We start from the raw sequence: 16,377 nt of genomic DNA on the forward strand, positions 1-16,377 counted from the left end.
ACGGCGGGGAGTGAGAGGCGGCGAAATGCCAGGTCCAGGCACGCGCGGCCGGCCTCGCCGGCGATGCCACGGCCTTGGGCCCGTGGGTGCAGGGCGAAACCGAGGTCAACCCCGTGCTGAGCCCGATTGCGCAGTCCCGCCCGGCCGAGAAACGCGTGCGTTGCGGCGTCCCTGACCGCGAAGTCGCCGTAGCCGTGTCTGGTCCAGTGGGCGACGTGGTCGTCGCACATGGCCTCGGCCGCGGTTCGGCTGTCCGCCCGGCCGGTCGCCAGCCATCGCATGACGCTGTCCTGACTGACCACGGCCTCAAAGAGATCGTCGCTGTCCCCGCGGCGGATCGGCTCCATCACAAGCCTCTGGGTGCGCAGAACGGGTCCACTTAACCGGGCCACTGAGCAACTCCTCTCGATCAAGGACCGAAGGAGCGTACCCGGCGACTCTTTGGAGCGATCGGGAGGCAACCGGTGAACCTATCCGGACACGGCACTGGGCCGTCCATCCAGGCCCCCTGACTGTCGGAAGCTGTCCCGTCTCTGCCGATGTGGTCCGCGTCTCAAGCGGTCCGGTCCGATTCACCTTTGGCCTCAGGTGATCGGGTTCAGCGGCAAAGCTTCATGATGGTGTCGTCGAAGTCGGGGAACTCTCGTGCGGCCTGCTCGATCACCGCAGCTGCCGGCGCGCGGTGGTCCGGAGCGAATTGCTCCGCGATAACCGCCAGGTCGCGATTGGCGTGTGGGGCCCAATCGGGCTCGGGCTCGTACGAGGTGGCTGCTTCCCACGGGCCGAAGCCGTCGGCCAGCAGCCACAGGAAGGCGCCTAGGTTGCGGGCGACGACGCCGGTCTCTCCTTCGGAGCCCAGAAAGATGATGGGCTGCTCGACCAGTGCTCGACCTGGGTGGACCAGCCAGAATGCGGCGGATCCGCCGGTGCCATCCTGGCCGAACACGCGGAAGTCGTCGCCGTTCAGCTCGCCGTTGCCCGTCCACGCTCGGAACCAGTCGGTTGTCTCATCGGCAGTCAGGAAGGACTCGAAGGGCTCGAAGTCGACACCGTCCTCGCCGATGCAGTCGAGCCGGACCGCCATAGCGGCGGCGAGCGCGGCGGGAAACTGACGGTCTTCGTTCGGCGTCACACGAAGAGACTAGCGACTGGTCAGGTCTTGGTGGCACCGCCCAAGGTCAAACGGTGGAGCCCTCAAAGGCGCACAAGTTCGCACGCTCGCCAAGCGCTACAACCTCCGCTGCCGGGACGTCCGCTTCGCCCTGGAAATCCCACGCCTGACCACCACGGAGACGGGACCTCTGACCGACCCCGTCACAGGCGAACTCGCCGACCTGATTGAGAGCATGATCAGCAGAAAGCTCAACGGAAGGCAGATCTGGACAGAGCTCATGGACCACCACGACTACTTGGTCACCTACTACAGCGTCCGCCACTACATCAGATACGCACGATCCCGGACGGCGTCACGAGCAGACTCCTCAATCTAGTCGGCCCAGGTCAGCGGACTGGTGCCTAGCGCTTTCGGAGACCTCAAGGTCAATGCGTTGCAGCCAGGCGCTGATGTCACGATCGGCTTGATCTACCTTTTCGCCCTGGCCGGCCGGGCTCCCCCGGCGGCAGCGAGAGACGCGTTCCAACCGGGCCACCCGCGAAGGGAATGCGTTCCTCCAGCGGCGCGGGTCACGGCGTGCATCGTGATCCGCGCCGCTGCGATCTCACCGGCACCGCCGCTCACTGCGGAGGCGACGTGGGCTTGTGGTGATCCGAGCTGCGCCGAGGCGAGGTCAGTTCTGCTCAGGGCGTTCGATGGACACCTTGGGCAGTTTTCGGGCCAGCGGGGCAGGGAGCCACCAGGCCCACTTGCCGAGCATCTGCATGGCGGCGGGAACGATGAGGCATCGGATGACCACGGCGTCGAGCAGGATGGCGACGGCCAGGCCAAGTCCGAACTGCTGGAGCATGCGGTCGGAGCTGAGGACGAACGCCCCGAAGACAAACATCATGATGGCTGCGGCGGCGGTGATGACCTTGCCGGTGGAAGCGAGCCCTTCGCGTACGGATTGCGAAGGGTCTTTGGTGCGCGTCCATTCTTCGTGGATGCGGGAAATGAGGAAAACCTCGTAGTCCATGGACAGCCCGAAGACGATCGCGAAGATCAGCGCGGGGATGAAGGCTTCGATGGGCCCCGGCTGAGCTCCGAACCAGCCGTGCTGGAACACCAGGGTGATCACGCCCAGCGCGGCGGAGATGGACAGCAGGTTCAGGATGGCGGCCTTGACGGGAATCCAGATCGACCGGAAAACCAGCAGGAGCAGGAGCGAGGAGACGCCCACGACGACGGCGACGAACAGGGGCAGCCGGTCCGCGAGTGTCTCGGAGACGTCCTGGGAGGCGGCCGTGGCACCGCCGACCAACACCTCGGCGCCAGTGGTGTGCTCCAGGGGCGGGGCCACGTCGTCGCGCAGATGGTGCACGAGGTCCACGGTTCCCTCGTCCTGCGGAGAGGTCGTCGGGTAGACGAAGACGGTGGACAGAGCGCCGTCCGCGGAGGGCAGCGCAGGGCTGGCCTCGGCCACGCCGGCGGTAGTGGCGAGCTTTGCCTGGACGGCCTTGCCGGCTTCCTGATCGCCCTTCACCAGGACGATGAGCGGACCATTGAAGCCAGGGCCGAAGCCCTCGGCGAGCAGATCGTACGCGTGGCGGGACGTGGTCTCCTGCGGGTCGTTGCCCGAGTCGGCGAAACCCAGGCGCATGCCCAGTGCCGGTGCGGACAGGGCCAGGAGCGCGATCACGCCGACCAGCAGGGTCGGGATCGGGCGTCGCTGCACGGCACGTGCCATGGAGCGCCAGCGGTTACCTTCGGTCTTGCCCTTCTCGGTGGTCTTGACCTGCTGCTTGAGGACATGGCGTTGGATGCGCCTGCCGAACAGCGCCAGCAGGGCAGGCAGCAGAACCAGGGAGGCGGCCATGGTGATCAGGACGGTGATGGCCACCGCGAGGGCGATGCCCTGCAGCGAGCCGAGCCCGAGGGCGACCAGGCCCAGCAGGGCGACGATGACCGTGCAACCTGCGAAGAAGACCGTGCGGCCGGCGGAGTCGAGGGCCTTGCGGCCGGCCTCCGCGGGCTGGGCACCGGCCAGGAGTTCATGGCGGTAGCGGTAGAAGATCAGCAGCGCGTAGTCGACGCCGACGCCGAGGCCGACGAGCATCAGGATGGGCGGGGTGAAGTCGGCGACGGTGAAGATGTGCGAGGCCAGGGCGATCAGGCCAATGGCGCCGCCGACCGCGAACAGTGCGGTGATCAGCGGCAGTGATGCCGCCAGCAGTGAACCGAACAGCAGCACCAGGATGACCAGGGCGGCCACGATCCCGGCGAGTTCGGCGGTCGGTCCCGCCTTGTCCTCCGCATTGCGCGCGGCCTCGCCGCCCACCTCGACCTGGAGGTGCTCGGTGGCGATGCTCTGCGCGACGTCGATGATCTTGGCGACGTCCTCCTTGGGGACGTCCTCTGTCTTGCCCTCCAGTGTGACGGACGCGTAAGCGATCGTGCCGTCCTTGGACACCGCTGAGGCATCGGCGAAAGGGCTGCGCACGTCGGCGACCCCCGCCATGTGCTTCACCTTGGCCAGCATCGGTTCGAGGCTGTCCTGGTCGCTCTTGATGCCGGCGGTGTCCTTGAAGACGATCTCGACGCTGTCGCCCGCCTGGTCACTGCCGTGCTTCTTGAACAGGTCGGTGGCAGCCTGGGAATCGGTGCCCGGCAGCGAGAAGTCGTTCTTGTACGCGGAGCCGGCAGCGGTGGAGCCCAGCGTGATGGCGGCCACCACGGCCACCCAGAGCAGGAGGGCGGCCCAGCGATGACGCTGCGCCCAGCCTGCCAGGGCACCGAACCGTCCGACGGGCGCGGAAGCGGCGCCCTGTGGCGCAGGCGGGGCAAGGGACGCGGCGGAGCCGCGGGGGGAAGACATGATGCCTACCTCGAATTCGAGCGAGTGTTGCCTGGGGTCATCGCCACGCCCACGACCGCTCCTGCAAGAGCGGGTACACCAAGCGCCAGCCCGGCGAACACACCACTGACCGTGATCGAGAACGTTCCGGCGACGGTGACCAGCAGAATTCCGGCAGCGGCACCCACGAGTGCGCCGACGAAGGCAGCACTGATCCGGGTGGGGGTGAGAGACGACGACATGCCCTCGATCGTGCTCGTGAACCCCGGGCGCGGGCGTCGGCCTACGGCTGACAGTCGGCCTGCACCAGCGGCAGGAAGCGACGTCCGCGCCGTACACCAGTCGATGTACGGCGCGGCTGCTGCGTACCTCTCCAGCACACAACCTCGACGCAAATACGGACATAAATCCCTAGTCCTCGTCGTGCCGCAGGCAGAATGAAGCAATGCCGCACCTCGATGCCACGCGCCTCCGCCTGCCCACAGGGCCACGTGCCGACATGGCGCTCGCCGGGGTCGTGCTGGTGCTGGCAGGGGTAGCCGAGGGGCAGCGACTGGGCTCGAACTGGGACGCGACCACATCGGTGATCGGCTCCTGGCTCCTGGCGGTGGCGGTGTGTGCAGCGCTGCCTCTGCGCCGCCGCCACCCGGTGGCGGTCGGCTGGTTCACGGTGATCGGCACAGGCGTCTACTACCTGCTGAGCACGGTCGACGGCCCGCTCGTCGTGATCCCGATCGCCGCGCTGTACGCGCTGGCGGCCCAGGGACGGACGCAGGCATCGGTCGCCATGGCGGCGGTGATGGTCATCGGCGTGGGGGCGGGTGTTCTGGTTGGCACCGGCGATGTCAACGGCACAGCGGTGTTCATGCTGACCGGCTGGCTGGTCGCGGTGGTGGCGCTGGGGGCGATGCGCCACGGCCGGGTCGCCTACGCCGAGGAGGAGGCGAGGCTGCGCGCCACGCAGGAGCGGTTGCGCATCGCCCGTGAACTGCACGACGTGATCGGCCACAACATGTCGATGATCCACGTGCAGGCGTCGTCCGCCCTGCACCGGCTGCGGAAGGACCCCACCCAGGCGCAGGAAGCGCTGACCGCCATCAAGCAGGGCAGCAAGGAGGGCCTGCAGGAACTGCGCGCCACCCTCGGCGTACTGCGTCAGGTCGACGACGAGGCTCCCACCGCGCCGTCGCCGGGCCTGTCCAGGATCGACGAGCTGGTCTCCTCAGCCGCTCGGGCGGGTCTGGACGTACGCATCGAGCAGAGCGGAACCCACTCACCGCTACCGGCATCGGTGGACCTCGCCGCCTATCGCATCGTCCAGGAATCACTGACCAACGCCGTCAAGCACAGCGACGCCCGGCACGTCATCGTCCGGATCCACCACGGCGACCGGGAAGTGACGCTCAGCGTCCAGGACGACGGGCCAGGTGCGACCCGTTCCGGGTACGGGGGCGGCAGCGGGATCGCGGGCATGACGGAACGGGCGCGCGCACTGGGCGGAACACTGAGCGCCGAGCCCGGCCGTGCGGGCGGGTTCATCGTCCGGGGCCAGCTACCGTTCTCAGACCACCACGAGCCGATCGGCGGAGCAGTTGATGATCAGGATCCTGCTGGCGGATGACCAGCGCCTCGTGCGCGCCGGGATCCGCGGCATCCTCGACGACGAGGACGACCTGCACGTGGTCGCCGAGGCTGCCGACGGGCAGGCCGCCCTCGCCGCCTGCCGTGAACTGCAGCCCGACGTGGTGCTGATGGACATCCGCATGCCAGTCATGGACGGACTCGAAGCCGCCCGTCGCATCACCGCCGACGAGGAACTGGCGGCGGTGAAGGTGGTCATGCTGACGACCTTCGACCTCGACGAGTACGTGTACGGGGCCTTGCGAGCCGGCGCCACGGGCTTCCTCGTCAAGGACACCGAACCGGCGGAACTCCTGCACGCGGTGCGCGTCGCCGTGCGAGGCGACGCGCTCATCAGCCCCTCCATCACCCGTCGGCTCATCGCCGAATTCGCCAGCCGGCCGGACAACCCCCGGGAGCCCGACCAGCGCCTCGACGCGCTGACCAGCCGCGAACGTGAAGTCATGCAGCTGATCGCCGCCGGATGCACCAACGACGAAATCGCCGCACGACTGGTGGTCTCGCCTCTGACCGCGAAGACTCACGTCAGCCGCATCATGGCCAAACTCGGTGCTCGGGACAGGTCGCAAGTCGTGGTCATGGCCTATGAGTACCGCATGGTCAGCCCAGGTTGGCTGACGAACTGAATCCCCGGCTACCACCAGATTCTTGTGGTAGCCGGGGATTCATTGTTGGGCCGGAGGGGCCTCACCAGCTCCCTTGCCAGTCAAGTTGGTCGTCGCAGGTCAGCGCCGAGCGAACGACTGACTTCGCTGTCAAAGGACATTGTGATCATTCGCCGTAGTCGGCGGATGATCACGTGGTTGGCGAGCGGCCCAATCGAAGTCATGAGCCGCGACAGCTTCGAAGGCCCGGAGCTCACCGATCACTACACCGACGCCGTGCGCGAGGTCATCGAGGCCAAGCAGGAAGGGCACCGGCCGCCGAAGGCCCCGGAACCGGCAGCCAGGCCAGGCCAGTTGATGGACCTGATGGCCGCGCTGCAGCAGTCCGTGGACAAGGCACGGGCCGCACGCGGCGAGAGCGACGCGAACTTCCACGAACCGCCGACCACGGCGGCGATGGAAACCACGGCCACGAAGACCGCGAAGAAGTCGCCCGCCAAGAAGACTTCCTTGAGGAAGCCCCGGCGCAGGGCGTAGGACGGCACCAGGTCCTCATCCCCGCCTCGCGGCCGGCCCGGTGGTCGGACCGGCCACGATCACCAGTGCACATCCGGGCCGTTGCCGACCGCGTGGACGAGGATCCCGAACTGGCCCAACAGCCGTACGGCCTGGTCCTGCTCCACATCGGCCAGGGCCTGGGCACCATCCGCAGCAGCTTGGCGAACCGGTCCGCGAGGTCAGGAACCTGCAGCGCGACCGCGCACTCTGCAGGCACCGCCTCCAGGCGCGCCCGTACCCGACCGGGTCCGGCTCTTCGGCCTCCAGGACGTCCTGGAACCGCACCCACAGCTGGTCCCCGAGCACGCCGGCCGCGTCCAGGTCCGGCTGCCGGATCTGCCACCGGCCGTCCTGCAGCGCCCGTGCCGCGTCGCGAAGAGCCGCCTGCCGGACCCTGCTGTACGGCGATACCGGCCATGTCGCGGTGAACTGCTGCTGCACGGCGACGGGTTGGTCAACGCGCAGCAGCTGACTGGCTGCGAAGCTCTCAACGAGTGCCGTTTCTCGATGAGTTCGGATGCCATGCGAGGGCCAGTGGGCCTGTGAATGTCGGTGAGCTTCGATGTCACTCGGATGCGCGGACAGCTCAGAGCCTGTTCTGAGGCTGTGGGCGGTGACCTGGGGTCTTGCCAATCTGCAGGGTGAGATCAACCGATGCCCGTGATCTGATCCGGGTATAGATCTGCCAGGCAGGGCAGCGTCGGGATGCTCCTGGTGAAAGGTGCTGGTCAGGCCGCAGAAGAGGAGACCAAGGGTGAACTGGACACTTGGCGAGGAGTGCGAGACGCCTGACGGGACGGTGCGGTGGAGGCGTCTTGGCAGCGGAGACCCGGTCGTGCTGGTGCACGGCACCCCGTATTCCTCCTTTCTCTGGTGGGACATCGCTCCAGCGCTCGCCCGTACCACCGCCGCGTACGAGCACCTGCTGGGCAGGATGTCCCTTCCGATACGCCTCATCTGGGGCCGCGAGGACCGCATCCTCCCCCCGGAGTACGCCGAATGGCTGCACGAGCGCATCCCGCACGCCGAGTTGTACTGGATCGAGGGCGCGGGCCACCTCCTCCAGGAAGACGCACCGGGGCAGCTGTTGGCCTACCTCACCGCCGGGTTCCCCTCAGACAGGTGAGGAGGGACGGCGAGAGCGAGGGGTGGCACGCCGGCGGGGAGCCCGGTGCCGTCTACCGGCCGACGAACGCGTTGGTCGAGGCGGTGACCGCTGCCTTCGGCACCGTCGATGTGGTGGCGAGAGGCCGGGCGGCCGGGGCAGCCTGTCCGGACTGCGGTCGCTTCTCGGACCGGGTGCACGACTGCTATCAGCGCAGGTTGAAGGATCTCCCGCTCGGTGAGCAGAGCGTCGTGATCTGGTTGACGGTCCGGCGTTTCATCTGCGGAGCGGCGGATTGCCCGCGCCGCACGTTCGCCGAGCCGTTCACCCGGTTGACCGCCCCGTACGCGCGGTTCACGACTCGGCTCAACCACACCCTGGAGCGCATCGGGCTCGCGCTGGCTGGACGGGCCGGCGCCCGGCCGGCCGCCCAACTGGGTCTCGGTGCAGGGCGGATGACCTTGTTGCGCAGGGTCATGGCGCTGCCGGATCCGCAGTTCAGCACGCCGCGGGTGCTGGGTGTGGACGACTTCGCGATCCGCCGGGGGCAGACCTACTCCACCGTCTTGACCTGCGGAGAAACCCATCGCGTGGTCGATGTGCTCCCGACGCGCGAAGCGCGGCCGCCGGCCGCATGGCTGACCAGCCACCCGGGCGTGGAGATCATCTGCCGGGACCGGGCGGGCGCCTATGCCGAGGGCGCCCGGCTCGGCGCCCCCGATGCCCTCCAGGTCGCCGACCGGTTTCACCTGTGGCAGGGCCTCGGCCGGGCCGTGGAGACCTGCGTTCGCCGCTCACCGGGAGTGCTTACGAGCACCGGCACCGCTCAAGCTGGCGAGCGCCGACACTCCGCCGGACGGCTCGGAGCCTGCCGACCGGGAGCCGGTCGGCAGACGGGCTCAGCGCAAGAAGGCTGCGCATGCCCTGGTCCACGAGCTGCTCGCGCAGGGCCACTCGCGCCGGGCGATCGCCCGCCACCTGGGCTGGGGCCTCAACACCGTGCTGCGCTACGCGCGCGCCGCGCACTGGCAGGACACCCTCCGCGAAAACCGCCCCCCGGCCCAGCAGACTGGACCCCTACAAGCCCTACTATGTCCCGACCGAGGGGGCTGGCTCGATCCGGCCGCCGTCATCGACATCGCCTCCCGCCGGGTCATCGGCTGGGCGACGGCCGATCACCTGCGAACCGATCTGGTCGCCGACGCCCTCACGGCGGCCTGCCGACAGCGTCGTCCCACCCGGACCGGTGATCTTTCACTCGGACCGTGGCAGTACACCAGCCAGCAATTCGCCACTCTGGCAACGGAGTTCGGCGTCCGCCTGTCCGTCGGCCGTACCGGGCAGTGCTCGACACGAATCCCTGGACCAGCCGGGCCGCCGCCCGCACCGCGACGCCGCGTGCACGCCGGAAGCCGGGTACGTGTCAGAAGCCGGATCCCGGGTCAGAGCCCCCGCAACCACCGCGCCGGCCGGCACCAGCATGCACGCAAAGCAGCCCGCCGGCACCGGAACACCCCCCTCAAACCACGCAATCCAGCAAGGCCCCGCCAACCACCCGGCCCCGACCACACACCGCGCACGCGCCTTCCGGAGAATCTGTGCAGGAGTGCCACATGGGCTGCACACAGCCTTTCGGCAGCCCCGTTAGCGTTGCTGCCGCTCGATCTCGCGTGCGACCTTTCCCGGGCCGCAGCCCGGCGGGTCGACGGCACGTCAACTCAGGAAGACCGCACATGGACTATTGCTCCTCGTGTCACCGGCATCTCAACGGCGCCCTCGTGTGTCCCGGGTGCGGCGCGTACGCCCCGGACATCGCTCCCCCAGCGGTCGAAGGTCGCGCCCTGCCGACGACGACCGAAACGGCGGTGACCGTAACGTCGCAATGGTTCACGGCCTCCCGGACGCGGCACGGTAGCGATCTTCGTGACGAGGCAGCGGGCGGCGACGGCACGGATGAGGTCCCGCACACCGGCCCTTCCGGTGGCCTGGAGGCCGCGCCACAGGGGCGGGCAGCGCGGCGTCGCCAGCTGGCACGATGGAAGAAGAACAAACGCCGGGCCGTGGTCGCGGCCGCTGTCGCACTCGTCGGGGGCGGCTTGACTATCGCCGCGCTGGACCGGCCCTCGACCGACCGAGCCCAGGAAGCAACGGCTCCGGACGACACGAACAAGGACGGCACCTACAAGGGCGTCCTGGAGGAACCGCAAGCACTGCCCACGCTTCCGGCACCGACCCAGCCCGATACCCGCCGGTCTTCGCGCACGACTCCCCCCGTACGACATCCCGCGGCCGACCTGCAGCGTGAGGAACCCCCCGCCCCCGTGCGCCGCACGACGCGGACGATCACCCGGCCCGACGCCGCAGCCCCTGCTCGACCGAATCCGGCTCCGGCGGCGCCGGCGACGTCGGTCGCGCAGCCGCAGACCGACTCACCGACCTCCCCCGAGACGGACCAGGGCGGCACCGGCAGGACAGCGGAGCAGCCGCCGCCGGCCGCCGACGGCACGGATTCGGGAACGTCCTCCGGGGCCACCCAGCCCAGCCCCTCCCCGGCCGCGACGTCCCCGGCGGAGATCTGTCTGCTCGTGGTGTGCATTGGCTGAGCACGCTGCACCTCGCTCCCCTGCGTCCTCGGAGAGCTCATGCCCGAGCCTCAAGTCCACCTGGCCTCAGCAGCGTGACCGAGGCCACGGCTGTCGCAGCGCGTGACACCCTCGCCTCCTGGCATCGTGGAGTGTAGACATGGGCGCATGCTCCGCCACTTGGGTCGATCCCAGGCTCAGTCGACCTCCCCTGCCAACGGTCTGCGCGCACGGCTCCGGCGTTCCGGTGCTCGCCGGACACACGAGCAGCGAGCGCGGCAGGTATCGCACGGGCCTGGCGAAGAGCAAGGGCCGCCTGCGGACGGGCCCCGGCGGAAGCCGGCCGACAGGTTCAGGTCGGCGTTGAGCGGGCGCAGCGTCGCCGGGCAGGTCTTCGTACTGCAGGTCGTGATCGTGCTGATGCTGGTCGTGGCCGCGGTGGTGGCGCTGGTGCTGCAAGTGCGATACGACAGCACAGAGGAAGCCCGCAACCGTTCGCTCGCCGTTGCCGAGACGTTCGCCAATGCCCCGGGTCTGCGCGAGGCATTGCGTGGTTCCGACCCCACGGCTGTGCTCCAGCCGCGTGCCGAAGCCGCACGCGTGCGGTCAAAGGTGGACTTCATCGTTGTGATGAACATCGACGGGACCCGCTATACGCACCCGAAACCGGACAGGATCGGCAAGAAGTTCGTCGGGACCGTGGAACCCGCGCTGGCCGGCCGTTCCATCACCGAGGAGATCGAGGGAACCATCGGGCCGCTGGTGCAGGCCGTGGTTCCGGTCAAGGCTCCCGACGGATCGGTCGTGGGACTGGTGTCGGCCGGTATCACGACCGCCAATGTGGGTGGCGTCGCGGATCGGCAGCTGCCGATCCTCCTCACGGCCGCGGCCGCGGCACTCGGCCTGTCCACGGCGGGTACAGCGCTGGTGAGCAGACGACTGCTGCGCCAGACCCGTGGTCTGGGTCCGTACGAGATGACCCGGATGTACGAGCACCATGACGCCGTGCTGCACGCCGTCCGGGAGGGAGTGATCATCGTCAGCGGTTCGGGGCGGTTGGTGCTCGCCAATGACGAGGCCCGGCAGCTGCTCGGCCTGCCCGCCGACGCCGAGGGCCGGCAGGTTCTCGAACTCGGTCTTGACGCGGACACCGCCGGGCTCCTGGCCTCGGGACGCGTCGCCACGGACGAGGTGCACCCGGTCGGAGACCGGCTGCTGGCGATCAACCAGCGGCCCACGGACCGTCAAGGGGGCCCACCCGGAAGCGTCGCGACGCTCCGCGATACGACTGATCTGCGCGCCTTGTCCGGACGGGCCGAGATGGCACGTGAACGCCTCAAACTGCTCTACGACGCCGGGGTCGGCATCGGCACGGGTCTGGACGTCGCTCGCACCGCCGGAGAGCTGGCGGAGGTGGCCGTCCCGCGGTTCGCGGACTTCGCCACCGTGGACCTGGCCGACGCCGTGCTGAACGGGGAGGAGCCGAACAAGGTCAGCGATCTGCGCCGCACAGCGTTCAGCGGAATCCGTGAGGACGCCCCTCTGTACCCGGTGGGCGAGCGCATCAGATTCGTCGCTTCCTCACCCCAGGCCCGTAGCCTCAGCACCGGCCAGGCTGTCGTCGAGCCGAACCTCAAGGACGCCCCCGGGTGGCAGGCCCAGGATCTGGAACGCACCGAGCAGGTCGTCGCGTACGGAATCCACTCGCTGATCACGGTCCCCCTGCGGGTGGGAGGCCTGGTGCTGGGCGTGGCCAACTTCTGGCGCTCTCAGAAGCCTGAGCCCTTCGACACGGAGGAGGTGGCCCTGGCCGAGGAACTGGTCGCCCGGGCCGCGGTCTCCATCGACAACGCGCGCCGCTACACCCGCGAGCACACGATGGCCGAGACGCTGCAACGAAGTCTGCTGCCGCGCAACCTGCCCGAGCAGAATGCGCTGGATGTCGCCTACCGCTATCTTCCCGCGCAGGCGGGGGTGGGCGGGGACTGGTTCGATGTGCTGCCGCTGCCCGGCGCCCGGGTCGCACTGGTCGTGGGCGATGTCGTCGGCCACGGTCTGCACGCCGCGGCCACGATGGGGCGGTTGCGTACCGCGGTGCACAATTTCTCCGCCCTGGATCTGCCGCCCCATGAACTCCTCGGGCTTCTCGACGAGTTGGTGGGTCGCATCGATCAAGACGAAGCGGAGGACAGCGGTGCCGTGATCACCGGCGCCACCTGTCTGTACGCGATCTATGATCCGGTCTCCCGGCAGTGCAGTGTGGCCCGCGCAGGCCACCCGCAGCCGGCACTGATCCGGCCCGACGGCAGCGTCGAGTTCCTCGAGGTACCGGCGGGTCTCCCGCTGGGGCTCGGCGGCCTGCCGTTCGAGACGGCCGATCTCGAGCTGGCCGAGGGCAGCCGTCTCGTTCTGTACACGGACGGGCTTGTCGAGGACCGGGAACGGGACATCGACATCGGGCTCGAGCTGCTGCGCACCGTGCTGGCCGGGGCCGACAGGTCGCCGGAGGACACCTGCCGGGTCGTACTCGACGCGATGCTTCCGGCTCGGCAGAGCGATGACATCGCCTTGCTCGTGGCCCGTACCAGTGCGCTGTCGGCGGACCGGATCGCCGACTGGCAGGTACCCTCCGACCCGGCAGCCGTTTCCGACGTACGCGAATCAGTCACCCGGCAGCTCGCTCAGTGGGGGCTGGACGACTTGGCGTTCGCGACGGAGCTGATACTGAGCGAGCTGGTCACCAACGCGATCCGTTACAGCAGCGGCCCCGTCCGTGTCCGTATGCTGCGCGACCGGAGCCTGATCTGCGAAGTCTTCGACAGCAGCAGCACCTCACCCCATCTGCGTTATGCGGCCACCACCGACGAGGGCGGGCGCGGCCTGTTCCTCGTCGCGCAGCTCGCCGAACGCTGGGGAACCCACTACACCCCCACTGGCAAGATCATCTGGGCGGAACAGCCGCTGCCCTGAGAGCCGGGAACCGGTCGCAGAGCGTCCGGGGCCGGTTGTTCGCCCCGTGAACGGGGGCAATTTCAGTGCAGGGACCCGCAGTTGGTCCCGGACATGGCTGTCCACCCTTCCGGGCGGGGCCCTTCAGCTGTCAGACTCCGCAGGTGCCAGACTTCGACATACTCGTCATCGGATCCGGTCCGGGCGGCCAGAAGGCCGCCATCGCCGCTGCCAAGCTCGGCCGCCGGGTCGCCGTCATCGACCGCCCCAACATGGTCGGCGGAGTCTCCATCCACACCGGGACCATCCCCTCCAAGACCCTGCGTGAGGCGGTCCTGTATCTGACCGGCCTCACCCAGCGTGATCTGTACGGCCAGAGCTACCGTCTCAAGGAGGACATCACCGTCGCCGACCTGACTGCGCGCACCCAGCATGTGGTGGGCCGCGAGGTCGATGTCATCCGCAGCCAGCTCTCCCGCAACCACGTCTCCCTGTTCGCCGGCACCGGCCGCTTCGTCGACGACCACACCGTCGCGCTGCGCGAAGTGAACGGCCACGAACGGCTGTTGAGCGCCGGGCACATCGTCATCGCCACCGGCACCCGCCCCGCCCGGCCCGCCAGCGTCGAGTTCGACGAGCGGACGATCATCGATTCGGACAACGTCCTCAATCTGGAACGGGTGCCACGTTCCATGGTCATCGTCGGTGCCGGAGTGATCGGCATGGAGTACGCCTCCATGTTCGCCGCTCTCGGCAGCAAGGTCACCGTGGTCGAGCAGCGGCCCGGGATGCTCGACTTCTGCGACGTCGAGGTGATCGAGTCGCTGAAGTACCAGCTGCGGGACCTGGCCGTCACCTTCCGGTTCGGGGAGACCGTCGCCGCGGTCGAACGTCATCCGCGGGGCACGCTCACCATCCTGGAGAGCGGCAAGAAGATACCCGCGGACGCCGTGATGTACTCCGCGGGCCGCCAGGGCCTCACCGACGACCTCGAACTCGACAAGGCCGGCCTGTCCGCCGACCGGCGCGGCCGGATCAAGGTCGACGAGCACTACCGCACCGAGGTGCCGCACATCTACGCCGTCGGCGACGTCATCGGCTTCCCGGCGCTGGCCGCGACCTCGATGGAGCAGGGGCGTACGGCGGCGTACCACGCCTGTGGCGAGCCGGTGAACCAGATGGACGGCCTCCAGCCGATCGGCATCTACACCATCCCGGAGATCAGCTTCATCGGGCGGACCGAGGACCAGCTCACCGAGGATTCCGTGCCGTACGAGGTCGGCATCTCCCGCTATCGCGAACTGGCCCGGGGGCAGATCATCGGCGACTCGCACGGCATGCTCAAACTGCTCGTCTCGCCGGAGGACCGCAGGCTCCTCGGCGTGCACTGCTTCGGCACCGGGGCCACCGAGCTGATCCATATCGGGCAGTCCGTGATGGGCTGCGGCGGCACGGTCGACTACCTGGTCGACGCGGTGTTCAACTACCCCACCCTCGCGGAGTCCTACAAAGTCGCCGCCCTGGATGCGACGAACAAGATCCGGCAGATCGACCGGCTGAGGGATTGATTCAGGAACTGATGAGGAGGAGATCGCGTCGATGACGGCGTCCGATTCGAGTCACCTGATTCCTCCGAGGATGCCCCGGTCTTCAGGCCGGGGAGGAATCGGACTCCTGCGGAGCAGGGCAGGGAACGAGGTTTCGCCCTCAGGGCCAAAGACCGCCCACACGGTCGGGTAAGCTGACTGCCGTGCGTTGCGAGAACCAAGCGCGTACGCCGTGCTGATCGAGAGCCAAGACAGCACATGCACCTCCAAGCTTTGCGGTACGAACCCGGGCTGGTTTCAACCCGGCTGGTGCTGATCGTGGAAGACCTATCGGGTTGCTGACCCGCAGGCAGCGTGAGCCAGGAATCCCCCTGTTTCAGCTGGGGGAGGATTCAATTACGCTCGTGGGGTCCTGTCCGCGCGGCCGTACCCGCGGGCCGCGTATGCAGGAGTCTTGTCGTAGCCCTCTTGTTGGCCTGTGCCCTGCTGCCGGTGGGCCCCGCGACCGCCTCCGGATCCCGTGACGCCGGCCCGGTCGGCTGGGCTTTTGTCAACGGCGGCACCACCGGGGGCGCGGGCGCCGGGCCGGAGTCGGTGTGGACGGTGTCGACGCGTGCGGAGCTGAAGGAGGCGCTGGCCAACCGCGGCGAGGCGACCGCGCCCAAGGTCATCCGGGTCGAGGGAGACATCAGCGGCCATGAGGCCGGCGACGGCACGCTGCTCGGTGAGCAGGACTACGCCCTGGCGGTGATCACCGGCAGGAACATCTGGATCGACCACTGCACGTTCACCGACGGCCGCTACCCGGATCGCACGGCACCGCCCGGCTTCCACGGCGAGCGGGTGCAGCGGCATGACGGGCTGCTGGACATCGAGGACGGTTCGGACTTCATCACGGTGTCCGACAGCCGGTTCACCGATCACGACAAGGCGGTCCTCATCGGGTCAGGTGACGGGCGGGGCGACCGCGACCGCGGGCATCTGAAGGTCACCTTCGTCCGCAACCTGTTCACCGACATCGGGCAGCGCGCTCCGCGCGTCCGCTTCGGGCAGGTGCACGTGGTCAACAACGTCTACCGGGGCCGGGGCGGGGACACCGGGTACGCGCTCGGCATCGGGGTGGAGTCCGCGATGGTCTCCGAGAGGAACGTGTTCCTGTACGAGGGCCCTGACGCGAGCTCTGCCTTGGTGGTCGCGATCTACGGGGGTACGCGCTTCAGGGACACGGGTTCCTGGCTGAACGGCCGCCCGGCCGGACTCGACGCCGCGGCGGCGGCCGAGGCGGCCGACGGGTTCACGACCGACACCGGCTGGGCGCCCGCCGACGTCTACCCGTACCGTTCGCTGAGGTCGCCGGGCGCGGTGCGGTGGCACGTCCTGAACCACTCCGGCCCCCGCCACCGCTGAACGGAGCGGGAGCGTCACCGCGCCGTTTCATGG

14 protein-coding genes are annotated in these 16,377 nt (G+C 68.7%); 10 read left to right on the plus strand and 4 right to left on the minus strand.

Translation table 11 applies throughout. The features are described from left to right. The 4 genes from IEZ21_RS30040 to IEZ21_RS30055 form a co-directional block, all read right to left on the minus strand. On the minus strand, positions 1-392 hold a 392-nt coding region (locus IEZ21_RS30040; RefSeq protein WP_189325006.1), incomplete at its 3' end, for a GNAT family N-acetyltransferase. Between the two features lie 206 nt (positions 393-598). Continuing rightward, positions 599-1,132, minus strand: coding sequence for an SMI1/KNR4 family protein (locus tag IEZ21_RS30045; RefSeq protein WP_189325007.1), 534 nt, complete (start codon positions 1,130-1,132; stop codon positions 599-601). A 655-nt stretch (positions 1,133-1,787) separates the two neighbouring features. Further along, entirely contained in the window at positions 1,788-3,971 is a 2,184-nt protein-coding gene (locus tag IEZ21_RS30050; protein ID WP_189325008.1) for an MMPL family transporter, read from the minus strand. Positions 3,972-3,976: 5 nt separating this feature from the next. Then, positions 3,977-4,192 (minus strand): hypothetical protein, encoded by a 216-nt coding sequence (locus tag IEZ21_RS30055; protein ID WP_189325009.1) that lies wholly within the window; start codon positions 4,190-4,192, stop codon positions 3,977-3,979. 203 nt (positions 4,193-4,395) lie between these two features. Here IEZ21_RS30055 and IEZ21_RS30060 point away from each other — a divergent pair, with 203 nt between their 5' ends. From IEZ21_RS30060 to IEZ21_RS30105, 10 genes are all read left to right on the plus strand, one after another. Next, positions 4,396-5,571, plus strand: a complete 1,176-nt coding sequence (locus IEZ21_RS30060) for a sensor histidine kinase (protein WP_189325010.1) — start codon at positions 4,396-4,398, stop codon at positions 5,569-5,571. Next, positions 5,546-6,217: a response regulator gene (locus tag IEZ21_RS30065; protein ID WP_189325011.1), complete on the plus strand. Its 672-nt coding sequence runs from the start codon at positions 5,546-5,548 to the stop codon at positions 6,215-6,217. The genes IEZ21_RS30060 and IEZ21_RS30065 overlap by 26 nt, the downstream gene beginning before the upstream one ends. A 201-nt stretch (positions 6,218-6,418) precedes the next feature. Continuing rightward, entirely contained in the window at positions 6,419-6,733 is a 315-nt protein-coding gene (locus IEZ21_RS30070; protein ID WP_189325012.1) for a Ku family protein, read from the plus strand. A 775-nt stretch (positions 6,734-7,508) separates the two neighbouring features. Beyond that, positions 7,509-7,880, plus strand: a complete 372-nt coding sequence (locus tag IEZ21_RS30075) for an alpha/beta fold hydrolase (RefSeq protein WP_189325013.1) — start codon at positions 7,509-7,511, stop codon at positions 7,878-7,880. A gap of 113 nt (positions 7,881-7,993) precedes the next feature. Beyond that, positions 7,994-9,109 (plus strand): ISL3 family transposase, encoded by a 1,116-nt coding sequence (locus tag IEZ21_RS48925; protein ID WP_373302334.1) that lies wholly within the window; start codon positions 7,994-7,996, stop codon positions 9,107-9,109. Then, the gene (locus IEZ21_RS47880) at positions 8,997-9,728 is read left to right on the plus strand and encodes a hypothetical protein (protein ID WP_373302335.1); all 732 of its coding nucleotides are present in this window, start codon (positions 8,997-8,999) and stop codon (positions 9,726-9,728) included. Before IEZ21_RS48925 ends, IEZ21_RS47880 begins: the two co-directional genes overlap by 113 nt. Beyond that, entirely contained in the window at positions 9,638-10,462 is an 825-nt protein-coding gene (locus IEZ21_RS30090; protein ID WP_444544978.1) for an SCO2400 family protein, read from the plus strand. Before IEZ21_RS47880 ends, IEZ21_RS30090 begins: the two co-directional genes overlap by 91 nt. Before the next feature lie 147 nt (positions 10,463-10,609). After that, positions 10,610-13,411 (plus strand): SpoIIE family protein phosphatase, encoded by a 2,802-nt coding sequence (locus IEZ21_RS30095; RefSeq protein ID WP_189325015.1) that lies wholly within the window; start codon positions 10,610-10,612, stop codon positions 13,409-13,411. Positions 13,412-13,554: 143 nt separating this feature from the next. Next, on the plus strand, positions 13,555-14,958 hold the full coding sequence (gene sthA / locus IEZ21_RS30100; protein ID WP_189325016.1) for a Si-specific NAD(P)(+) transhydrogenase: 1,404 nt from the start codon (positions 13,555-13,557) through the stop codon (positions 14,956-14,958). A 471-nt stretch (positions 14,959-15,429) separates the two neighbouring features. Then, positions 15,430-16,344, plus strand: coding sequence for a pectate lyase family protein (locus IEZ21_RS30105; RefSeq protein WP_246568268.1), 915 nt, complete (start codon positions 15,430-15,432; stop codon positions 16,342-16,344). Positions 16,345-16,377 lie beyond the last annotated feature (33 nt).

Source organism: Streptomyces flaveus (assembly GCF_014647675.1).
GTDB lineage: Bacteria > Actinomycetota > Actinomycetes > Streptomycetales > Streptomycetaceae > Streptomyces > Streptomyces flaveus.